The 21986-nt window shown below is 41.0% G+C and carries 22 protein-coding genes; 13 read left to right on the top strand and 9 right to left on the bottom strand.

Features of this window, described 5'->3' with window-relative positions:
- Nucleotides 1-22 precede the first annotated feature (22 nt).
- The 6 genes from ptsG (at nucleotide 23) to KCG35_RS08770 (ending at nucleotide 7481) form a co-directional block, all read left to right on the top strand.
- On the top strand, nucleotides 23-1801 hold the full coding sequence (gene ptsG / locus KCG35_RS08795) for a PTS glucose transporter subunit IIBC (RefSeq protein WP_215819315.1): 1779 nt from the start codon (nucleotides 23-25) through the stop codon (nucleotides 1799-1801).
- Nucleotides 1802-2074: 273 nt separating this feature from the next.
- Nucleotides 2075-2644: a 50S ribosomal protein L11 methyltransferase gene (locus KCG35_RS08790; protein WP_215819314.1), complete on the top strand. Its 570-nt coding sequence runs from the start codon at nucleotides 2075-2077 to the stop codon at nucleotides 2642-2644.
- Nucleotides 2645-3076: 432 nt separating this feature from the next.
- Nucleotides 3077-4072, top strand: coding sequence for a penicillin-insensitive murein endopeptidase (locus tag KCG35_RS08785; protein WP_215819313.1), 996 nt, complete (start codon nucleotides 3077-3079; stop codon nucleotides 4070-4072).
- Nucleotides 4073-4165: 93 nt separating this feature from the next.
- A complete protein-coding gene (locus tag KCG35_RS08780; RefSeq protein WP_215819312.1) occupies nucleotides 4166-5254 on the top strand; it encodes a HEAT repeat domain-containing protein in 1089 nt (362 codons plus the stop codon).
- Nucleotides 5255-5366: 112 nt separating this feature from the next.
- Nucleotides 5367-6224, top strand: coding sequence for a substrate-binding periplasmic protein (locus tag KCG35_RS08775; RefSeq protein WP_215819311.1), 858 nt, complete (start codon nucleotides 5367-5369; stop codon nucleotides 6222-6224).
- A gap of 96 nt (nucleotides 6225-6320) precedes the next feature.
- The gene (locus KCG35_RS08770; protein WP_215819310.1) at nucleotides 6321-7481 is read left to right on the top strand and encodes a tyrosine-type recombinase/integrase; all 1161 of its coding nucleotides are present in this window, start codon (nucleotides 6321-6323) and stop codon (nucleotides 7479-7481) included.
- A gap of 132 nt (nucleotides 7482-7613) precedes the next feature.
- Here KCG35_RS08770 and KCG35_RS08765 read toward each other — a convergent pair whose 3' ends face one another.
- Genes KCG35_RS08765 through KCG35_RS08750 form a run of 4 tightly spaced genes read right to left on the bottom strand, consistent with a single transcriptional unit; the run spans nucleotide 7614 to nucleotide 9990 of the window.
- Nucleotides 7614-8084, bottom strand: coding sequence for a DoxX family protein (locus KCG35_RS08765; protein WP_215819309.1), 471 nt, complete (start codon nucleotides 8082-8084; stop codon nucleotides 7614-7616).
- Entirely contained in the window at nucleotides 8074-8874 is an 801-nt protein-coding gene (locus KCG35_RS08760; RefSeq protein ID WP_215819308.1) for an HvfC/BufC family peptide modification chaperone, read from the bottom strand. The genes KCG35_RS08765 and KCG35_RS08760 overlap by 11 nt, the downstream gene beginning before the upstream one ends.
- Nucleotides 8861-9682, bottom strand: a complete 822-nt coding sequence (gene bufB, locus KCG35_RS08755; RefSeq protein WP_215819307.1) for an MNIO family bufferin maturase — start codon at nucleotides 9680-9682, stop codon at nucleotides 8861-8863. The genes KCG35_RS08760 and bufB overlap by 14 nt, the downstream gene beginning before the upstream one ends.
- A gap of 44 nt (nucleotides 9683-9726) precedes the next feature.
- Complete coding sequence (locus KCG35_RS08750) at nucleotides 9727-9990, bottom strand: BufA1 family periplasmic bufferin-type metallophore (RefSeq protein WP_230409098.1); 264 nt, start codon at nucleotides 9988-9990, stop codon at nucleotides 9727-9729.
- 234 nt (nucleotides 9991-10224) lie between these two features.
- Between KCG35_RS08750 and KCG35_RS08745 the strand changes: the two genes are divergently transcribed.
- Nucleotides 10225-11151, top strand: a complete 927-nt coding sequence (locus KCG35_RS08745; protein WP_215819306.1) for a tRNA-dihydrouridine synthase — start codon at nucleotides 10225-10227, stop codon at nucleotides 11149-11151.
- Between the two features lie 69 nt (nucleotides 11152-11220).
- Complete coding sequence (locus KCG35_RS08740; protein ID WP_230409097.1) at nucleotides 11221-11520, top strand: DUF2970 domain-containing protein; 300 nt, start codon at nucleotides 11221-11223, stop codon at nucleotides 11518-11520.
- Nucleotides 11521-11687: 167 nt separating this feature from the next.
- Here KCG35_RS08740 and KCG35_RS08735 read toward each other — a convergent pair whose 3' ends face one another.
- On the bottom strand, nucleotides 11688-11828 hold the full coding sequence (locus KCG35_RS08735) for a hypothetical protein (protein WP_215819305.1): 141 nt from the start codon (nucleotides 11826-11828) through the stop codon (nucleotides 11688-11690).
- A gap of 328 nt (nucleotides 11829-12156) precedes the next feature.
- On the opposite strand from KCG35_RS08735, the gene KCG35_RS08730 reads away from it, so the two are divergent.
- The 4 genes from KCG35_RS08730 to KCG35_RS08715 all read left to right on the top strand — a co-directional run bounded on the left by KCG35_RS08730 (nucleotide 12157) and on the right by KCG35_RS08715 (nucleotide 17819).
- The gene (locus KCG35_RS08730; protein WP_215819304.1) at nucleotides 12157-13815 is read left to right on the top strand and encodes a nitrite/sulfite reductase; all 1659 of its coding nucleotides are present in this window, start codon (nucleotides 12157-12159) and stop codon (nucleotides 13813-13815) included.
- On the top strand, nucleotides 13799-14293 hold the full coding sequence (locus KCG35_RS08725) for a DUF934 domain-containing protein (RefSeq protein ID WP_215819303.1): 495 nt from the start codon (nucleotides 13799-13801) through the stop codon (nucleotides 14291-14293). Before KCG35_RS08730 ends, KCG35_RS08725 begins: the two co-directional genes overlap by 17 nt.
- Before the next feature lie 236 nt (nucleotides 14294-14529).
- Nucleotides 14530-15699 carry a cation:proton antiporter gene (locus KCG35_RS08720; protein WP_215819302.1) on the top strand — a complete coding sequence of 390 codons (1170 nt, stop codon included), beginning with the start codon at nucleotides 14530-14532 and terminating at the stop codon, nucleotides 15697-15699.
- 137 nt (nucleotides 15700-15836) lie between these two features.
- A complete protein-coding gene (locus tag KCG35_RS08715; RefSeq protein WP_215819301.1) occupies nucleotides 15837-17819 on the top strand; it encodes a monovalent cation:proton antiporter family protein in 1983 nt (660 codons plus the stop codon).
- Nucleotides 17820-17930: 111 nt separating this feature from the next.
- On the opposite strand, the gene KCG35_RS08710 is transcribed toward KCG35_RS08715, so the two are convergent.
- From KCG35_RS08710 to KCG35_RS08700, 3 genes are all read right to left on the bottom strand, one after another.
- Complete coding sequence (locus KCG35_RS08710; protein ID WP_215819300.1) at nucleotides 17931-18704, bottom strand: substrate-binding periplasmic protein; 774 nt, start codon at nucleotides 18702-18704, stop codon at nucleotides 17931-17933.
- A 26-nt stretch (nucleotides 18705-18730) separates the two neighbouring features.
- Nucleotides 18731-19504 carry a substrate-binding periplasmic protein gene (locus KCG35_RS08705; RefSeq protein ID WP_215819299.1) on the bottom strand — a complete coding sequence of 258 codons (774 nt, stop codon included), beginning with the start codon at nucleotides 19502-19504 and terminating at the stop codon, nucleotides 18731-18733.
- 135 nt (nucleotides 19505-19639) lie between these two features.
- Nucleotides 19640-20440: a substrate-binding periplasmic protein gene (locus tag KCG35_RS08700; RefSeq protein ID WP_215819298.1), complete on the bottom strand. Its 801-nt coding sequence runs from the start codon at nucleotides 20438-20440 to the stop codon at nucleotides 19640-19642.
- Between the two features lie 239 nt (nucleotides 20441-20679).
- Here KCG35_RS08700 and KCG35_RS08695 point away from each other — a divergent pair, with 239 nt between their 5' ends.
- On the top strand, nucleotides 20680-21144 hold the full coding sequence (locus KCG35_RS08695) for a GNAT family N-acetyltransferase (RefSeq protein ID WP_215819297.1): 465 nt from the start codon (nucleotides 20680-20682) through the stop codon (nucleotides 21142-21144).
- Here KCG35_RS08695 and KCG35_RS08690 read toward each other — a convergent pair.
- Complete coding sequence (locus tag KCG35_RS08690; RefSeq protein ID WP_215819296.1) at nucleotides 21138-21800, bottom strand: YiaD family glycine zipper/OmpA-like lipoprotein; 663 nt, start codon at nucleotides 21798-21800, stop codon at nucleotides 21138-21140. The genes KCG35_RS08695 and KCG35_RS08690 overlap by 7 nt on opposite strands.
- Nucleotides 21801-21986 lie beyond the last annotated feature (186 nt).

The raw sequence follows: 21986 nt of genomic DNA, 5'->3' as shown, positions 1-21986 counted from the left end.
TTGAAAAAGGAAGGAGGACACGATGATTGACTTCAAGTCTTCTTTTGCATTCTTGCAAAAGATCGGTAAAGCGCTGATGCTACCTGTATCAGTATTACCGGTAGCAGGTATTTTGTTAGGTGTTGGTGCCGCAGACTTCACTTGGTTACCAGAAATTCTATCCAATGTAATGGAGCAAGCTGGTGGGGCCATCTTTGGTAACCTACCACTTATCTTTGCGATTGGTGTTGCACTAGGCTTAACCCAGAATGATGGTGTTGCCTCTCTAGCCGCAGTGGTTGGTTATGCCGTACTCCTCGGTACTATGGGAGTCATCTCTGCAGCTAATGGTGTTGATACCAAGGCAATTATGGGTATCAACTCAATTGACACAGGGGTATTTGGCGGTATTGCCATTGGTGGTATTGCAGGTGGCTTATTTAATAAGTTCTACCGCATAAAACTGCCTCAATACTTAGGCTTTTTTGCTGGAAAGCGCTTTGTTCCCATCGTAACTGCGTTTGCCGCGATTTTATTAGGTGCCGTATTAAGCTTCATTTGGCCTCCTATTGGTGCAGCCATTCAAAGCTTCTCTCACTGGGCGGCTAGTGAAAGTCCTGGACTTGCTTTCTCCATCTATGGAGTTGTCGAACGTTCATTGATTCCATTTGGTTTACACCACATCTGGAACGTACCTTTCTTCTTTGAAGTGGGTGAGTTTGTTAACAGCGCAGGTGATACTGTTCGTGGTGAAATCCATCGTTATATTGCTTATGATCCAACTGCAGGAAACCTAGCTGGTGGCTACCTGTTCAAAATGTGGGGTCTACCTGCAGCAGCCATTGCTATCTGGCATACCGCTAAGCCTGAAAACCGCGCTAAAATCGGCGGTATCATGCTGTCAGCTGCATTGACTTCATTCCTGACTGGTATCACTGAACCCATCGAGTTTGCCTTCTTGTTTGTTGCGCCTGTTCTGTATGCTATCCATGCATTACTGGCTGGTGCTGCTTTCTATACTTGTATCGCACTGGGTATCAAACATGGCACAACCTTCTCTCACGGTTTAATTGATTACATTGTGCTGTTTAATCAATCCTCTAATGCACTGTGGTTCCTAGTAATAGGTCCTATCTGGGCAGCTGTATACTACTTCGTATTCCGCACAGTGATTGTTAAATTCAATTTGAAAACGCCTGGCCGTGAAGATGAAGTAGAACATACTCTGGAAGAAGCTCATGCTGATGGTGCCTTTGCCTTCTCCAAGCAGCTTGTTATCGCTTTCGGTGGCAGACAAAACATCACTAACCTTGATGCATGTATCACTCGCTTACGGGTCTCTGTTGAGGACATAGCAAAAGTTGACCAAGCAAAACTGAAAGCACTGGGTGCTGCTGGGTGTGTCGTAGTGGGTAATGGTGTACAAGCGATCTTTGGTCCTCAGTCTGAAAACTTCAAAACAGATATGGAAGAATATCTGAAAAGCTCATCAGGCGATGATGAGATAGTTGCACCTGTAGCTCCTGCTGCAGCTACTGGAGGAGTAAGCAACAGCCCAAAGGCGCATGACCCCAGCGTAGTAGCAGAAAAAGTTAAAAACTTTATTCTAGCGTTGGGGGGAGCCTCAAATATCCGTAACGTTGAATGCTGTGCAACAACACGTCTACGGATGGAAGTAAAAGATAGTAGCGCTGTAAATACAGCTGCTCTTGAACAGGCAGGTGCAAATGGGGTTGTTAAACTTGATAACAACAAATTGCACTTACTTGTTGGCTTAAATGCTGAAGCATTTGCCAAAGAAATGAGTAACCAACTCGCATAACTACTTGGTGCATTAACCTTTGAGGGGCATAAGCCCCTCTTTTTTTTGTTTAAAATTTTCATATCACCTGATTTGTAATTTTCAAGTAAATGTGATTACATAATGGTGTTCATTTGTTAGGTCAAATATATTAAAGCGGGTGAAGCCTATTACTCCATCCGTTATTTTTTTATTCTCATTTTATCTTTCCCTGTTTATCTTCTTTCTCCTAATCTAACCCTAGCAATCAAAATGGAATTGAAGAAAAGACCTGATTGAATACAGGGAACAGTCATGCGTATTCCTGAAAATGTTTCTCAAGAAACCTATTGCCAACTCTGGCTTGCAGCTAATCAGCAACGTTTTACTACCAATTATACCGCTGCCAATATCCCCATCATTGTTTACCAACAGGTTTTTTGTCCTAGTACTGAATTAACTCACTCAACAAGTTTCCTCTTAAGCAAGCTGCCTGATCTCTCCAAAAAAGTCATTGCGTGCGATATTGACCCTGTAGCCATTGCAAACTGCAAAGAAAATATTGCTCGACACCAATTAGATAGTATTAATGTTTTCGAAGCTCTACCAGCCAACGACAAGCTTTTTGATGTCATTATTGCCAACCTTCCCATCCTTGAAAGTGGCTGGGATTACGTAGTTACTGACATAAAAAAACTATACGATGACTTCTTAAATCAGGTCTACTTCTATCTAACCCACAATGGGCAGTGCTATTTTAGCTTTGCAAGTTTTGGCAATCATCAGGTATTAAGTGCATTAGATGCATCTCCCCTGACCTGGCATATGCATCAAGCCCACCGATTTGGTTGTTACTGGCAAGTATTTGAAACAACAAAAGCTTAATGCTTAACATTAAAAATTAAACCAACATCAACTTTTTTCTTTTACCCAACCTACTTTTACATACTTTTCACACATATTCCTGCTCATAAGATTCTCGTTACCACTCAATCTTAATGAGACTTAACCTTCATATTTTCAGCGACATTAATAACAAATCAGTTAATAGGTTTTATAAAAAAATAATAATTTTATAGTCTGTTACATACTTCATATACATTCCTTTATTTTCTTAGCACTCTATACATCTACCAACTCAATTAACACTACACATATCAGTAAAGGCGTGTGTTAACTCAGTATGACAAGAATCACAAAATTTTTAATACCATTAAAAAATATTATGGGTGATTTGTCGTATCGTTTTTCTGGAGTGTTTGCGATTCTAATTATTTATTTAACAACGAGTCGCTGTTGGCAATAGGTCTTTAATTTATGCAAGTGAAGTTAACAGCGAGCAGAGCATTACTAAAAAAATTTACCCTAGTATTGCTGTATGCTTTTAGCTTAATCTGTTTTAACGCATATGCTGGTCAGAGTATCAAGGTCAACGTTGCTGCACTTAATGTGCGTAACGGGCCAAGCACTCAACATAAGATCATTGGCCGCATCACCCAAGACCAAGTCTACGTTTCTATAGCCAAAACCAGAGGCTGGCATAAAATCTGGGTCAATAATCAATCAGGTTGGATTTATGGCCAGTATGTTGTTTCAAGCAGTCTGCCAAATGGTGTTGTTACAGCAACACAACTAAAAGTACGGAGTGGTCCTGGTACCTCTTATCGTGTTGTAAATCTAACCAGCAAAGGTGCCGAGTGGGCTTATTCAATAAAACGAGGCCCTTGGTTTAAAATATTTTTTAACGGTAATGAACGCTGGGTTCATGGTAAATACCTGAATGGTGTTAATAGCGCTCGTCCAAAGTCAAAAACCAGCTTTATTCAAATGCCTACAGGAGGCAGAGGCTTTTACACTTATACTGCGGCTAAACGCGCTTGGGGAAAACCTCGCTTAGTCTACGGACTACAGCGTGTTGCAGCTGCGTGGAAAAAAGAAAAGCCAACCTGGGGAGAGATAGGTATTGGAGATATCTCCTTTCAAAAAGGCGGCCTACTCAGAGGTCATGCAAGTCATCGTAAAGGTGTTGATGTTGATATTCGACTTATAAGAAAAGATGGACTGCGCCAAGGCTCAAGTATTTATAAAAATAGTTACTCGTATAAGCGTAGCAGAGAATTTCTAAACAACTATCTAAAAAAGTACTTCAAAGTTAACTTAATCTTTTTCAATGATCGCAATATGTTCAGTATGTTACCACGATACGCAGGCAAACGTCGGGGCGAATGTCGACAAAAACCTGGTAAGTCGGGTTTATCGTACGTCATGTGTTGGCCAAACCATCATGATCATTTTCATCTAAGAATAAATTAAGGTGATGACATTTTTCCAGGTGAACAATCAACGAGGGTTCATCTTAAACGTGTATATTAAAGGAAGAGAGTGTCTCAGTAGTAGGAGAGTAACATGAACCTGAACATGAAGCTTAGCGCAACTGTGTTATGCTCTTCGTTGATCAGTACTGTAGTTGGTTTTTATTTGGGACATTCAAGCTCTGCAACAACAGCAACGAAACAAGTGCCTCCACCACTTGTTCAATCAGAGACAAATGCTAATGCATGTTCTGAACCTAATTCAGCCACTATTGCATTGGCAGAAAACAAACCTGATGTATCAACGCCAGATACCCCCCCCAAAGAAGCAGCACAAGCCACAGAAGTTACAGAGCCCCCCAAGGCTTTAATGGCTAAAGATTTATTTGGGCAATTAGAAGAAGCGCTTAACCAACCATCACCCTATGCAGAAAGTATTCAAAGTGCTCTACAAGCACAATTGTTATATGAAATGAGCCATAATCCGGCTGCATTAAGCTGGGCAATAACACAATTTAAAAATGGGTTAAGTACTGAAACGGGTCAAATCTTAGGTGCATTACTTGGCGTTATCCAAGATCCTGAAGTTGAAGCGGCATCCATAGAGCTTGTAGAAGGAAGCTCCTCGGAAGAAAAAATTGCAGGACTTGAGCTCATGGCGCGTTTAGGTATCTATGGGGAGAAACAGCGCAGTCATGTTATGAAACTTCTTTCAAGTGAAACAAATAAAAATGTTATGGGTGCAGCCCTTTATGCACTCCCAAAGCACCCTACAAGCCCTCAAGAAACAACCCAAATAATTAATACGTTAAAACCATTAACACAAAATGATGACCCTGAACTGCGTCGTAGAGCAATGATTGCTGTCGCTAACTGGGCAAATGATCGAGAAAAACTTGACCCTGTTGTCGATGCATTGAAAGACAATTCTGCGGACGTTCGTGCTGGTGCAGCTTTTGCGCTTGCGCAATCTCGATACTCCGATCAATCTGTAGCCAGTGCTCTTGTAGATCTTGTTAAAAACGATGATGAAGATTGGGTTGTACGTGAAATTGCTTGGCAAACACTCGCTGACCTTCCTATGTCAGAGTCTCACTATAAAATCTTTGAAAAGTTTCAAGCTGAGTTAGATGCTTCCGCTGAAGTAGAAACGGCATCAACCACTGAACCTGTAGCACCTTAAGCAGGTAAAACAAGCTACGATTATAATTAACTGCTACTCTGATAACTCATGGAGGAGGAGTCATTGTTAGCATATATAGTTAATTTGAAGCCATTAATAACTGAGCCCCTGAATGAGCACTCATTGGCTTTCTATAGTTTTATTTCTATTTATTTCATCTATAGGTAGTGCAGCAGAAACTGACAAGCCGAACACGATTAGTTTTTGCTACATCCCTAAAGCTAATTTTCCTTTTGTGCTCAACACACAAGATGAGCCTATCATTACCTCACACCCAGGCATCAGCTTACAAATCATCCAATATCTAGCACAAAAGTATCACTTCAAAGTGATCCATGTACGCTCACCATGGAAACGCTGTTTAATGCAGTTAAAACAAAATAGTGTTGATGCTAGCTTCCACGCTGTCTACTTACCTAAACGTTTAGAGTTTGGAGTTTATCCATTCAAGAATGGACAAATTGACACTTCAAGAAAGATGATAAGTAATAGTTTTCATCTTTTTAAACTCAAAGATGCACCTATAACCTGGGACGGTACTACCTTTCAAAACTTAAATGGTCCATTAGGGGCAACGCTAGGCTTTTCCATTGTTGATACACTTAATAATATGGGCATTGATGTCGTGGAAGATTTCAGCCTGGAAAGGCTACTATTGCGTGTAAAGAAAGAACACTTAGCGGGTTTTGTAGGCTTTTATACTATTGCAAAGCCACTGATGGAAACAGATAACCGTTTTAAAGATATTGTGATGGAACCTATCCCTGTTGAAACGATTCCAATGTATTTAATGTTTTCTAAACAAATGCAAACAAACTACCCTACACTTGTTGAGCAGTTATGGGATGAATTAAGAATCATTCATGAGCAAGGACTATACCGACAGTGGATGCAAAGCTATTTTGATTATGACGCATGCAGCGACCCAGACTCAATCAGTAAGTGCGTTAAACAAGCTGGCGAACATTAAAGTTTCTTAACAATTATTTATTGTGTTCTTGTCGTTCTGCTCACATCTCCCTAATATAGAGCACTTTGAGGATTAATGAGTTAACGCACAAAACGAATGAAGCCACTTGAACTTAGCATCACTGCTTTAGCAGAAAGCTCTACCCTATCCCCTTTACCGACTAAACCATCGTTAAATAATGGAATTGGCGCTAATAATGATGTAGAAGCCATTACAGTTTTTCTTAAAGCACGAGGTGGCCGCTCAGAACACACTTTGCGCCGTTATCAACGTGAATGTCAGCGCTTCTTAGCTTGGCTTAATTGGCAGCAAGGTATAACGCTCAAGCGACTTACCTTAAAAGACCTACAGCAATACCACCAATTCTTACAAGATCCACCTTTACGTTGGCAATACTGCACGAGCCAAACTTCATACACTGTTGCAGAGCTTTTTCCATTTCCAGTAAAAAAAGGCAGTGGCTTTGACAACATTATGCGCGTTATTGCTTCACTATTAAGTTTTTTACATCAGCAGGGTTATTTAGATCGAAATCCTGCTGCAGGGATGCAAAAGCTTGGCGATAAGTATGCCAGAGGGCATGGCACACAAGGTGCATACAGCTTAGATGAATGGTCTTTTATTTGTCATGCTGTGCAGCAACTGCCTAAAGCCACTCAACGGCAGCAATTGCATTATGAACGTGCTCGTTATTTTATAAGTATTGCCTACGGTACTGCTGCAAGGGAACATGAGTTATGTACCCATACTCACGACTCCATTTACAAAACTGACTTTGGTTATACATGGGAAGTGTTGGGTAAAGGGTCATCACGACGTATCATTCCACTTAATGAGATGGTGATGGAAAGTATCTATCGGTTTCGACGGATACATGGTGCCCCAGAGCAACTAACTGCATTTGATACATTTCCTTTTGCACCATCAGTTAAACCGATTAAACAGTTGTCACCACTGCTCTATGGCAACAATATCAGCACACGTCAGCTAAGGACCTTTTATAAATCATTAATCATTAGTCTAATTGAACAACAAGCTAATGTTGACTCTCATATGGCACAGTCGATTATTAGCAAGGGGTTTCATGCCTTGCGACATACAGCGCTAACCCACTTACTGAACCAACATAAATTAGATTTGGAAAAAGTTAGAGTGTTTGCTGGCCACAGTAATGTAAACACGACTGCGGGATATATATTAACTGAGCGCGAAGAACTAGCAAAACAAACTCAATATCATGGCTTAGAATGGATATAACAGTTTTTACTGGCATGAAACTTAACATTTTTAATCATTGAGAAACTAACTACATGACAAGCATTGTTCATACATTTAAGCACTAGACATGTTGGGATGGTCTAAAAAATCATATAAAAAGGCGTAGTGTCTTTACGCCTTTTTATATGTAAACACACTCTCATTCTGACTCGGCCCAAAATGTCGAGCAAGTAAATAATCCAACGATAAAACGCCACCCCCACGACTCCACAAACTTGAGAGTATTAGTAACCAAAAATAATGTTCTGTGGTATTGGGGTAGACAAATATCTCTATAATAAGTGTCATGATGGTTAACCCTACTGCCGCAAAACGAGTACCTAGTCCAAGCCAAAGTAATACAGGTAGCGCTAATTCTGCAGACAATGCTAAATAAGCTGCAATATCGGGAGACAGCAATGGCACATTATATTCGTACTCAAACAAAAAAATAGCTTGGTCAATGCCTTCAAGTTTTGTCATGCCAGACTTCCAAAAAACCCAACCAATAAACAGCCGCATGCCCAAGTCAACGATAGGTGCAACATAATGATTACTTTTTTGGCATAACCAACAATAAACACATACAAACTTATTCGACATTAGCCTTACTCCAATTTTTATCTGCTATTACGGGCAAAACATCTGAAATAACACCAGAACTAACATACTTTTGTAGGCATCCTGCCAAATCAAAATCAGCGCTGTGGGTAAGCGCATGTTCATAAGCCTGGTTTAATGACACAGTATGATTAATAGCTTGTAAAAAAAACCACTCAGTTGATGTTACAGGCTCAATGACAAACTGCTCGCCTTCTCTAAATACAATTAAATGCTCCTCCTTTTCCATCAAGTGCACTGTAGGTGGATCTACAACAGTAGAATGATTCGCCTGCCAGATGGCTAAAATAGGAAACTTAGACATCACCAACTGTACACTACTGGCTAAAGACAAATGAATATCCAGTAATTCCTTCTGTTCCAATGATGCTAATGTGTGAGTATCAACCGGTTTAACTTCCGCTAGTAAAAAAGCAACATGTGTAGCCCATTCAAGTTGTGCAACATCAGGTAAATAGGGATGTCCATTGAACGCAGCTTGGCATGATATAAAGTCAGCAAGCTGCCCACCATAATGATTCAGTGCCGCTTTTTGCGGTGGGTGTTGCTGAATAAAGCGATGGCATAACGATGTAAAGCATGACGTTCCAATAAGCCTTTCCAATACAGGAAATATACTTTGTAATGATTGTGTTATATTGGCCAGAACATTATTTCGATAAAGTCCCAGCCTCTCAGGCTTATCAGCAATGACCTGAGAATTGAGTAATTGCGTATCTCCAGTTAGCAGCCATTTAGCAAATTGACTTTGCCAATCATCAAGCACAGTCATAAGCTTTATCCAATATATGTTGTGCTTTTTTAGCTTCCCCCACCAAACTGTTCAAAGGGGGTAAATTTGTATCCCACTCAATTAAGGTCGGCTTAGGACCAAATTTTTTGATGGCATAATGATAAAGCTGCCAAACCTCATCAGACACAACATCACCATGGGTATCCACTAAAACCGTTTCTGATTCCAGCGTTACTGAGGTATGCCCAGCTAAATGGATTTCCGCAACCCATTCTGCAGGAATCACATCAATATAAATCTTGGCAGAAAAGCCATGATTTATTGCATTCACATAAATATTATTAATATCTAATAAGATTAAACAGCCTGCTTGCTTCACTGTTGATATCAAGAATTCCCACTCAGGCATCTCATTGCCCATTGGTTGTAGGTAACTGGATACATTTTCAATAGCAATCGGCCGTTTAAGATAATCTTGGACTTGCTCGATTCGTTGAACAAGATGAGCAATAACCTCTTGATTCTGGGGCAATGGCAACAAGTCTTGAAAATATACACCCTGTTGGGAAGTCCAGCATAAATGCTCTGAAACTAGCGCAGGCTCGTAAATAGCAATTAATTGCGCCAGCTTAGCAAGGTGTTGCTCAGACAACGGATCAGTTGACCCTAATGACAGCCCTACCCCATGCAAACTTAAGGGATACTGCTGACATAATTTTTGTAACCAATGGGCTGGAGGACTATCAATATCAAAATAATTTTCAGGATGTACTTCTATCCAACCAATATCCGGCGGTTGACGGAGAAAGTCATCATAATGAGGTTGTCTTAAGCCTATGCCCGCCATTGCAGGAAGTTTCCTGCAATGGTCTTGCTTAGGTGCCCTATTCATCACTTATCTTTAGGCTCAGTACTTCCCCCAACGATTTTATTACAGGTCCCTTTTGGTACCAGTAACCACTCGTTAGGATCACCATCTTTAGTCGCAGAACCAGCACAAGAGTGTCCATTAGCACCACAGTCATTCTTGCCTGCTTTGACTACGCCATAACACTTTTCCATCTCTGGTTTTGCCGCTAATGCTGTCGTAGCAACACCAGACATCGCAACCAATGTACCCATCGCTAAAGACAATACAGCTGTTTTCTTCATCATAAGGCTCCTACTGAGTAGCTACACCCAAAATACGATGTAACTGAATAAATGTGCATTATTGACTGATATCAACAAAAGTCAGAACTAAGGACCTGCCTTTATGAACAAAGCTTTCACTTCAAAAATAATTTTGTTCTACCATTGCCTGCGCAAGCCATTAGGACAACAGTTTGCAAGCACACTAAAAAAAGCCACTCAGTTTTGTTAAGATCCCCCCTTTTTATAGGTTTGTTTATGCGTGTATTTCTCGCCCCAATGGAAGGTGTTGTTGACTATTTAATGCGCGACCTGTTGACATCACTGGGGGGAATTGATTTGTGCACCACTGAGTTTGTGCGTGTGGTTGATCAACTCCTCCCTGCACGTGTGTTCTATCGTTTATGCCCCGAACTCCATCAACAAGGAAAAACGCATTCAGGCGTACCCGTTAGAGTTCAATTACTCGGGCAACACCCAGAATGGTTGGCTGCCAATGCACAACGTGCAATAGCACTTGGCTCTCCTGGTATTGATTTAAATTTTGGTTGCCCTGCACGAACGGTCAACAACAGCCGTGGAGGCGCCATCTTACTAACTGAACCCGAGCAGCTATACCGCATTGTTGCAACAGTACGTTGTGCTGTCCCTGAGACGTTCCCCGTAAGTGTTAAAATGAGACTAGGCTACGAAGATAAAACACTTGCCTTAGAAAATGCCTGTGCAGTGGCTTCAGCAGGTGCAACCGAAATCATTGTCCATGCACGTACCAAAACAGAAGGTTACCGTCCTCCTGCTCACTGGCACTGGCTAGCAAGAATCAAGTCAGTTATCCAAATTCCTTTAATAGCTAATGGCGAAATCTGGAACGAAGAAGATGCCAGACAATGTCAAATGCTCTCCCACTGTCATGACTTAATGATAGGTCGCGGAGCCTTAGCACTCCCAAACCTGCCAGCCGTGATAAAAAAACAACAGTCACCTATTAACTGGTCCCAAATCAAAACCCTTTTATGGCAATATACAACGTATGATCTGCAGCATGAAAAAAGCCGCTACTATCCTCATCGTATAAAACAGTGGCTGGGTTATTTACGTCTTCAACACCCAGAAGCACAGTGCCTATTTGAACGTATTAAACGATTGAAAACGACACATGAAATTGTCGAGATAATCAAGGGATAAATAATAGGTTGACGCCTCATATACGATTTGGATAAAAAAAGTAAATGATTAACGCACCTAAAGAAAATAATGGATAGTAAATTGATGCACACGGACCGTCATATAATGAAGGCTACAGAAAATCCCAATTCTTCAAACTCAAGCAAAAAACCAGAAGCAGACTCGTTAAATAAGGATAAGCCCATTAGCTTTCTTGGTGTACTACAAAGCGTTTTTGCCGCTGCATTTGGTGTACAGAGCCAGAAAAAAAGACGAAAAGATTTTAGTAAGGGTAAACCCATTCACTATGTGTTGGTGGGTATATTATTTACAACAGTATTTATTCTCATTATGGTGGGATTGGTTCAAATTGCCCTGAATGCGCTGTAGACAGCATGCAGGTCTAACGAATCAAATACGTTCAGGTAACAGCTGTCACTGAGCAACCGACTATCGTCTCTCATCGACAGCTGTTTTAACATAGCTAGGGCAACGGCTTATCATTTCACCAAAGTATCATTGATGCTTAACAAATGCTTGAAAATGACGGGAATATGTTATTGTCCACTCACCCAATAAACCATTGCTGTCACAGCGATGATAATCAACGCAATGACGGCAATGGCGTCAATACGGCTATCAGCATGCTGTGATGTTTCCTCTTTCATCGAATCATCTCCTTGACCTGTTTTTTTCATTATATCTATACCCTCAACCTTGGGTATGTTTTCTCCTTAAAATCAGCAACAGTGTATCTTAGATATACGCCACATGTACACTACCTAAACATTGATTGGTTTAGCAGCTCCCCTCACCTAAGTTCTTTGCTACAAATCACTATCTATATCAATTAATTCTAGATATATAGAAAAATATTCATTTATAGAATATATCGGTTCTGCTAAGTTACTCATATTATTTTGACTGCCGCCTTGTAACTCGTTAGGTACTAATCACGCTTTAGGCAAGAACGCCTTGGCTTGTTATACCCATTCACCAGATTGTACAGGCTGAAAAGCGAGCATTATGTATAAATACGACGCATACGATAAAACCATCGTCGCTGAGCGAGTCGCTCAATTCCGTGATCAAACCCAGCGTTATCTAGAAGGAAAACTGACTGATGCTGAGTTTCTACCCTTACGCCTGCAAAATGGTCTGTATATCCAACGCTTTGCGCCTATGCTACGTGTTGCCATTCCCTATGGTATGGTTTCAGCTAAGCAAATACGTAAACTGGCCGAAATCTCTCGTCAGTTTGACAAAGGCTACGTCCACTTCAGTACTCGACAAAACGTTCAGTACAACTGGCCAAAGCTAGAGAAAGTCCCTGATATTTTAGCCGAACTGGCAACGGTTGAAATGCATGCCATTCAAACCAGTGGTAATTGTATTCGCAACACAACCACTGATCAGTTTGCGGGTGTGGCAGCTGACGAATTGGTTGATCCTCGCCCTTATTGTGAAATTATTCGTCAATGGTCAACCTTTCACCCAGAGTTTGCCTACCTACCCCGTAAATTCAAAATTGCTATCAATGGGGCTAAACAGGATCGTGCAGCAGTTCAAGTGCATGATATTGGTTTACATGCTCAGCAAAATGATCAAGGCGAGCTGGGTTTTCGGGTACTGGTGGGCGGAGGCTTAGGTCGAACCCCAATGATCGGAACTGAAATTTGTGATTTTCTCCCAGAGCGACACCTGTTGACTTATTTAGAAGCTATTTTGCGGGTTTATAATCGCTACGGTCGCCGGGATAATAAATATAAAGCACGGATAAAGATTCTTGTCAAAGCGCTGGGGGCTGATGCTTTTCGTGCAAAGGTCGAGGCTGAATGGCAACATCTGAAAGATGGACCACAAACCCTGACTGAAGCCGAAGTAACGCGCATCAGTCAACACTTCAGCAGCCCTGACTATGCTGACTTGCCTGTCGAAAATACACAACTTCAGCAAGATCTACAGCAAGATCCAAACTTTCGTCACTGGTATGAGCGAAATGTGACGGCTCATAAAGTGCCTGGCTATGCGATTGCCACCTTATCACTCAAAGCAACTGCGCAAGCTCCAGGTGATGCCTCAGACCAGCAACTTGAAGCCGCTGCTGACTTAGCTGAGCAATTTAGCTTTGGTGAAATCCGTGTCAGCCACCAACAAAACCTAGTACTGGCAGATGTACAACAAGATCATTTATACACGCTTTGGCAGGAAGCCCTACGATTTGGTTTTGCAACCCCTAACATCGGCCTACTCACTGATGTCATCTGTTGCCCTGGTGGAGACTTTTGTGCTTTAGCCAATGCCAAATCACTGCCCATTGCCGAAGCTATTCAGCGTCGCTTTGATGACCTGGATTATTTACATGACATTGGTGATTTAGATCTTAATATTTCAGGTTGTATGAACGCCTGTGGTCATCACCATGTAGGTCATATTGGTATTTTAGGGGTTGATAAAAAAGGTGCGGAATTTTACCAAGTCCAGTTGGGTGGATCAGCTTACAATGATGCCAGCTTAGGTAAAATTTTAGGCCCTTCCTTTGCTCGGGATGTAATGCCCGATGTGATTACATCCATTATCGATGTTTATCTTGCACATCGTACATCAGAAGAGCTGTTTATTGACACCTATCGTCGTATTGGCATCCAGCCTTTTAAGGATCGTGTTTATGCCAGTAATAATTAAAAATCAAAAAGTTATCAGTGATACTTATACCTTTTACTCAAGTTATACCTCAGGAGACGTACTTGCTGAACGCAGTATTATTCCTATTGATGACTTTTTAGCCAACCCTACACAGTTTGAGCAACACTCAGGTTCACTCGGTGTTTGGCTTGACAGCCACCACGAACCCGAGGTGCTTTCATCTTATATTCATCAACTTGCCGTCATTGCTATCAATTTTCCCTCATTTACGGACGGTCGGGGCTATTCTATTGCACGGGTATTACGTGAACGCTTAGGCTATCAAGGGGAACTCAGAGCGGTAGGTGATATCCTCCATGATCAGCTGTTTTACTTAAAACGCTGTGGCTTTGATGCATTTAAACTTCACGCAGAAAAAGATCCAGAAGAAGCGCTACGGGGACTTAATGCCTTCTCAATCAGCTACCAGGGTGCCAGTGATCACCCCCAACCACTATTTCGCCGCCGCCTACACTAAAACCAACGTATTCATTTCTCTACACAATTAAGAGCCATACTCAGTATGGCTCTATTATCAACTACAGTTAAAAATGCCTGCTAAGTAGTAGCAACTTTATGTACATTTTGTTATTAAATAATTTCCTATATGCTAGAAAAAGACGACAGGCTATGGCTACCATACGCATTTAAAAACAACAGCTGAGTGCTATGGTTTAGTGCAAAGCCGATAATGACCAAGGCGAAGAGGCTGGTATGGAGAACGGGTCGCTAGTATTTTCTTTTTTCCTCATTTTTTCTGGTGCTGCGCTGTTCGCAACTGTTGCCCTTTATACTCGACAACCACTACTAGTCGCATATATTGTACTTGGTGCGTTATTAGGCCCCTATGGACTACAATGGGTCGGTGATACCCGCCTCTTATCTGACATATCACATATCGGCATTATCTTTCTGCTCTTTTTATTAGGACTGGACATGCAACCAAGTCATTTGGTCAGCATGTTAAGTAAAAGTTCTGTTATTGGAATAGCCAGTTCGATTATTTTTGCGGCTACAGGGTACTTAATCGCAATTACCTTCGACTTCACAACCCTTGAAGCCATTATTATTGGTACGGCAATGATGTTCTCTAGTACCATCATTGGCATCAAATTGCTTCCCACCACCGTCCTCCATCATCGCCATACGGGAGAACTTGTGGTGAGCATTTTATTACTGCAGGATGTCATTGCCATTGTAGTGCTTCTTTTTTTATACAGTCATCAACAACAAGACAGCAGTGGTGCACAATTAGCCATTGCTCTGGCTGCATTGCCGGTATTAATCCTTGTTGCATGGCTAGCGGTTAAGTTCGTTATACTGCCAATCATGCAACAGTTTGACCGTATTCATGAATACTTATTTTTAGTAGCCATTGGCTGGTGTCTCGGACTTGCTGAGCTTTCAAGTTATGTTGGATTATCAGCAGAAATTGGTGCATTCATTGCTGGAATTACCATAGCAACCAGCCCTATTGCTCAATACATCGCGATCAGCCTTAAACCATTACGTGATTTTTTCTTAATTCTGTTTTTCTTTTCCGTTGGAGCCAGTTTCAACCTAGCCCTTTTAGATGATGTGATCATACCAGCATTAATCCTCAGTATTGTTGCCTTATTACTGAAGCCCTGGGTATTCCGTTACCTATTACAATGGCTCAAAGAACCACTGCACACTTCATGGGAGGTCGGATTTCGTCTGGGGCAAGCCAGTGAGTTTTCCATACTCATCGCCTACATAGCCGCAAGCACTCAACAAATAGGCACAGAAGCCTCCCATGTCATCCAAGCAACCACGATTATTACCTTCTTGGTTTCTTCCTATATCGTTGTCTTTAACTTTAAAAGTCCTATTGCCGTTTCTGATCGCTTACGCCGAGATTAATAAAGTTATTATGATTGAATAACTTAGGAAGTATTTATTCAACATTTGTAGTCTATATCCTAATCCAGTGTTAACTTCTTCTTTTCTTGGGAAGGTTTCCTTAATTCGCCTAGGGTAAATTGGTCAGCAGAAATTTTATGGACTTTTCACTATTAAATCAGTTACTGGTTATTTTTATCAGCTCCGTCGTTGCTATTGCCGTTTTTCACCGATTACGATTACCCGCGACGTTAAGTTACCTTATTGTAGGCGTATTACTAGGACCCGCTGCCACAGACACTATTGCCGAGTCTGAAAATATTGCACTACTGGCTGAAATGGGTGTTGTTTTCCTACTCTTTTCGATTGGTTTGGAATTTTCTTTTGCCCATATGTGGGCATTGCGGCGAATTGTATTTGGGCTTGGCGGCAATCAAGTCTTGCTTTGTGGGATAGGCATTGCCATTATTGCTTTTATACTTGGCTTACCGCTCCCTATCGCACTGATTTTAGGCGCAGGTTTAGCGCTTTCATCAACCGCCATTGTTTCTAAAGAATTAACCAGTCGAAATGAACTCAAATTACCCATTGGCCAACAAACAATGGGAATATTAATTTTCCAAGATATTGCTGCTGTATTTTTTCTTATTCTTATACCCGTACTGGCAGGTAATAGCGAACAAAACTTATGGGTAGCGTTGGGTTCGGTACTTGCCAAAAGTACTTTACTCCTTGTCACCATGCTCTTAATTGGCCGCTGGATTCTACCTCATCTGTTTCATGAAATCGCCAAGGTGCGTTCTGAAGAATTATTTGTTTTAACGGCACTGGTTATTGCCCTATTAGCGGCCTGGGTAACCCATTCTATGCACCTTTCTATGGCATTAGGGGGCTTTCTCGCAGGTATGATGCTTGGTGAAAGCCATTATCGCCACCAGGTAGAACATGATATTCGTCCTTTCCGAGATGTACTGCTAGGCCTATTTTTTGTGTCTGTGGGTATGATGCTGGATTTGTCTCTGTTTCTACAACACTGGCTACTGATTCTGCTACTCACTGCACTGTTACTGATATTTAAAGCCAGCATTATTACCTGGCTTGCTCGAAAACATTCAGATATGCCAGGAACAGCATTAAAAACAGGACTTTACCTCGCACAAGGTGGTGAGTTTTGCTTAGCCTTAATCGCCCTTGTCAACCAACATGATTTATTAACCAATACCCAAAGTGCTGTTGTATTATCAGTAACCATTCTTTCTATGTCTGCCACACCCTTTATCATCCGCTATAGCCATTGGTTCATTCGCAAATTATCCAGCCAAAAAGCACCAACGACCCAAAGTGAACCCAATGCTATTGCTGCCGCATTAGAATCAGTTACTAATCACACCCTAATATGCGGCTATGGTCGTGTTGGTCAGTCTATTGGCCGTTTTTTAGATAAACAAAATTTACCTTATGTAGCAATGGATGATGATCCTATTCGTGTAAAAGAAGCCTGTCAGGCTGAACGAAAAGTCTTTTTTGGTGACTGCCGCCGCCCCGACTTATTGGAAGCTGCAGGACTTGACCGCGCTAACTTGGTTGTAATCTGCGTAGATGTGAATGAGAATGCCGAAAAAATAACCCAAGCCATCCGCTTAAAGAACCAACAAATTCCTATTATCGTGCGTACACGTGATGATACAAGCTTAGAGACACTTCGTAACGCAGGGGCAACGGAAGTTATTCCTGAAATATTTGAGTCCAGCTTAATGATGATCAAACACGTTTTAGTCATGCTCGGCACCCCCTCAGAACAAATTCGTGAACAAATTGATGCTGTCCGTCAGGAACGCTATCAAATGCTCCATGGCTTATACCAGGGCGAGCGTACATCCATCATAGATAAAAAGGGTCTCCCCCGAACATTCCTGCACGGTATTCAACTTCCTACTGATGCAAGCAGCCTTGGCAAGACGTTGGAATTTGTTGATTTAGAAGGTCGCTGTGGAATAGAAATTCACCACCTTAAGCGACATGATATAGAGTTGGATGATTGGCGAAACCAGCCTCTTTTAGTTAACGACATTGTGGTTATCTCAGGCAACCACGAACAATTAGAACAAGCAGAAAACCTGTTACTCACTGGTTATAGTTAATCTACACGCAGGATAGTATTTACATCAACAGACGTAATCCCCATTATGGTTTATGGGGATTATGCTGGGTTATAACACTTTATGATAGAGATGATTTCCGACGGAAGCGACTTACGGTCGATACTTTCCCAATAATACATCTTCCATTATTTGATCATGCTTACCACTGGCAATAATCTTTTTTAAGCCTTTATTGAATTTCTCTAACCAGTATGCCGCTTTAGGGCTTTTTTTAGAAATAATCAAAAACCAATCTGCTTCTCTTATAGGCCGAGGATGGTTTGTCAACAAATCGCGACTTGTTTGTGGGAAGTTTTCAGAAAGTATCTCATAACCAACTTCAGGCTCAATGACAAAGAGCTGTATACGCCCTGCCAGTAACTTATGAAAATTTATGACATCCGAGTTTGCAATATCGACTCGCAGTATATTTTCTTCAATTGCCTTTGCTAACCCTTCTCCATAATAATAACCCCGCGTGACACCTAGTTTATAACCACTCAAATCCTCCCACTTTTGCCAATTAAACGGCATATCTTTACGATGAAAAAAAACGGTTCTTAACGTTAAAACAGATTCACTATATAGAAAAGACTTCTCTCGCTCCTCATTTTTCCCCCATAACAATGTCGCATCCCAGGTACCTTCTCTTGCTTCCTTCATAGCCCTTTTCCAGGGATAAAATCCGTATTTTACGGTAATGTTCTCCTGTGCAAATGCTTCCGTTACAATATGAGAGCCTGCCCCATAGTGTTTATACGTTTGTGACATAAAAGGAGGCCACTCGCCATTAGTAATTCGAATAACCTCTTGCCCAAAAACACTTTGAGTACCAATGGATAACGCTAGAATGACACTTAAACAAAAATGTTTTAGCATTCCCATATTTAATGAGCCAAAAATCATGCTTGTTATGGACGATACTTACCTTCAATACTGTCACTCAACATTTGTTCGTATTTCCCTGACTCTTTAAGTTTTTTAAGTCCACTATTAAACGCATCAGCATATTTTTGTGCATCTTTAATTTTTTTATTGATGATCAGATGATAATTAGTTGTTCTTACTGGGCGAGGATGGTTTGTTAATACATTCTTTGTGCCTTCGGGGAGCTTGTCAGCAATCAACTCATAGCCTACCTCCAATGTCGCAGGAAACAAGTCTATCTTACCTGCAGCCAATTTTTTCAAATTATTCTCATCTTTAGAGGTTCGTGATACTTTTATTTTTTTACTTTTTTCAGCATCTTCAAACGCTTTACCATAAAAGTAACCTACTGAAGCCCCAATTTTATAATTCTTCAAGTCATCGATTGTTTTCCAGTCAAACTGTAAATCTTTACGGTGAAAAAAAACATCTTTTAACTCAATAATAGGATCCGTATAAATAAAGATAGCTTCACGCTCATTATTCTTACTCCAACCAACAGAACCTTTCCACTCTTTACCTAGCTCAGCCTGTTTGATCGCACGCTTCCAGGGAAAAAAACCATATTCAACCGTTATCCCTTCATTTTTAAAAGCCTCTACAACAATATGAGAAACCAGCCCGTTGTGTTTATAGCCCTCTGACATATAAGGTGGCCATTCACCATTAGTCAGCTTAATGACATCTTGCCCATAGGCCAGCCAACTAAACGATAATAAAAAATAGCTTAAAGCTGCAATTTTTAATACTGAATACATACTCACCTACTCCACATAAGTTAGCTATCTTCTAATTTTAGCTACGGTCTAAGTTTAGCGTGGAATAATTAGGTAGGAATTTTAAATACCTATAGTTTTTTCTTTATTTAATCTCCGTAAAACAACTATAAATAACTAATTGTTTTTTGGAGGAAGACGATAAACTCCTTGAATCACATCATCTAAGATACGATCATACTCCCCGCGGCTTTTTAACTCCTTAAGACCTGCATTGAACAATCGTATCCATTGCTGACTGTGCTTAACCTTTCTCGAGAGTAATAAATGAAAGCTCGTTTCACGAAGTGGTTTAGGGTGACTGGTCACCAGTTGACGAATACCTGGTGGAAAATGCGTATTCAACAGTTCATAACCAATTTCTGTATCGATTACAAATAAGTCAATTTTTTTTCTTAACAATTTCTTTAAATTATCTAAATCAGAATCCTGACGAATAACCTCAATCAGTTGACTTGATTCAGCTTGTTTAAAATCTTCACCATAATAATAGCCACGAGTGGCACCCACCCTTTTTCCTTTAAGGTCTGACCAATCTTTCCAGTCAAATACAGTATCAACTCGATGAAAAAAAACCGTGCGTAAGGTAATGACCGGATCACTATAGTAGAAAAGTTGCTTTCGTTTCTCATTCCATGTCCACACCAACGAACCATCCCACTGCCCTGCAGCGGCCAGATTTATAGCTTTATCCCACAAGAAGAAATCATACTGAACATTAACACCTTCAAGCGCAAAAGCCTGTGAAACAATATCAGATGCTGCACCATAGTTTTTATAGTGCTCAGACATAAATGGCGGCCATTCACCGTTTGTCAAGCGTACTACGTTTTCTTTAGACAACACTGTATTGAAACTAGCGCAGAGCAGTCCCCAACCACAACAAGTCAACACAATGACTTTATACAACAACTTCACAGGTAGACACCAGTTCGTTGAACGATATAAAGAAGTATAACCCCAAATAGATCAACATTTGGGGTTAACAAACCCTTTGTGTCCCAGGGGTATAGCCATAGGGGTATAAAATTGATTCACGAAGGGTATATGCTAATGTTTATAAAGTTAACCTTAGCAGTAGCCCCCAATAGAGAGAACAAAAAACAACAAGTAACCAGTTCTTTTTATGGGTAAGTAAAAATAAAGTATTAAAGTAAATGAATGAACCATTAATAATTCGCCCTATTGATGCTACCAGGGCAGAAGTAAAAAATACGGTCCACTCACTGATTTACGATAGCTTTGCCAGCTCACAGGCATTTTCTTCTCAAAGAGCATATTCCTGCTTATTAGCAAATAGTTCAGGATGGGGAATATTCCGCAGACAACAGCTACGTGGCACAATTTTTTGTGAATACACTGCACCAAGGGTTATTTATATTTCATTACTGGCTGTGAGACCAACATATTTTCGGCAAGGATTAGGTAGTACATTATTTTTCTTCTTATTAAAGCGATTTCCTACCTGTCAGTTTTATGGGGATGTCGCACAATACAATATTGCAGCTATGCACTTATATACCCGGCAGTTTAACTGCCAGGTTTTATCAACATGGGGTAATGCCGCTTCAGGTCAAATGACCACACTCTGGCATCCTCCCCGTGTTATAGCTTATCAGTGAGAATACTGCACACCAGACATTGGCAGTAGGTTAATCTCAACACGGCGGTTTTGTGCACGTCCTTGAGCGTTTCCATTACTGGCAATCGGCCGGTCTGGTCCCACACCATAGTAACGAACGCGATTAGCCAGTACCCCTTGATTAATCAGGTAACTGGACACACTGCGTGCACGGTTCTCAGAAAGCTGCATATTATGCGCACGTCCACCTGTACTATCAGTATGACCAACCACTTCAACAATTGACTGATCAAATTCACGTAACACCATACCCACAGAGTTTAACGTACGATAAAATCCTGCTTGGATATTGTAAGAGTCAGTATCAAATGTAATGTTACCTGGCATAATCAACGATAGCTGATCACCATTTCGAACAACTTTCACCCCTGTACTTCTAAGATGTTGGCGTAATGCATCTTCTTGACGGTCAGCATAATATCCCCAACCAGCACCCGCAGCAGCACCTATAGCCGCTCCAGCTAAAGCACCACGTTTACCATTTGCCAGAGCCCCTACAGCAGCACCAGCCAACGCACCAATACCACCATACTTGGATGTTTTATTAAACTCAGCCTCACCTGTATAAGGGTTTGGTGATTGACAGCCTGTAGTAAACACAGCAGCAGCCGTTAGTGCTAAAACAGTTTTCTTCATTGATATTACCTAATTCATTTAATGCACGTTATTTATATCAAACTTTTGGACTCCGCGAATAGACCCCAAATGATAGCAAAATGCGAACCTGTGACTTACAAAACGTGTAATAGTTCACTCAACCATTAACATGCATAGTTACTGCAAAGTGTTCCAGATAAAAGTAAAACAACTGTATCAAAATAG

Source organism: Zooshikella harenae, from assembly GCF_018837975.1.
Classification (GTDB): domain Bacteria; phylum Pseudomonadota; class Gammaproteobacteria; order Pseudomonadales; family Zooshikellaceae; genus Zooshikella; species Zooshikella harenae.
This window is presented reverse-complemented; position numbering and strand designations above follow the sequence as displayed.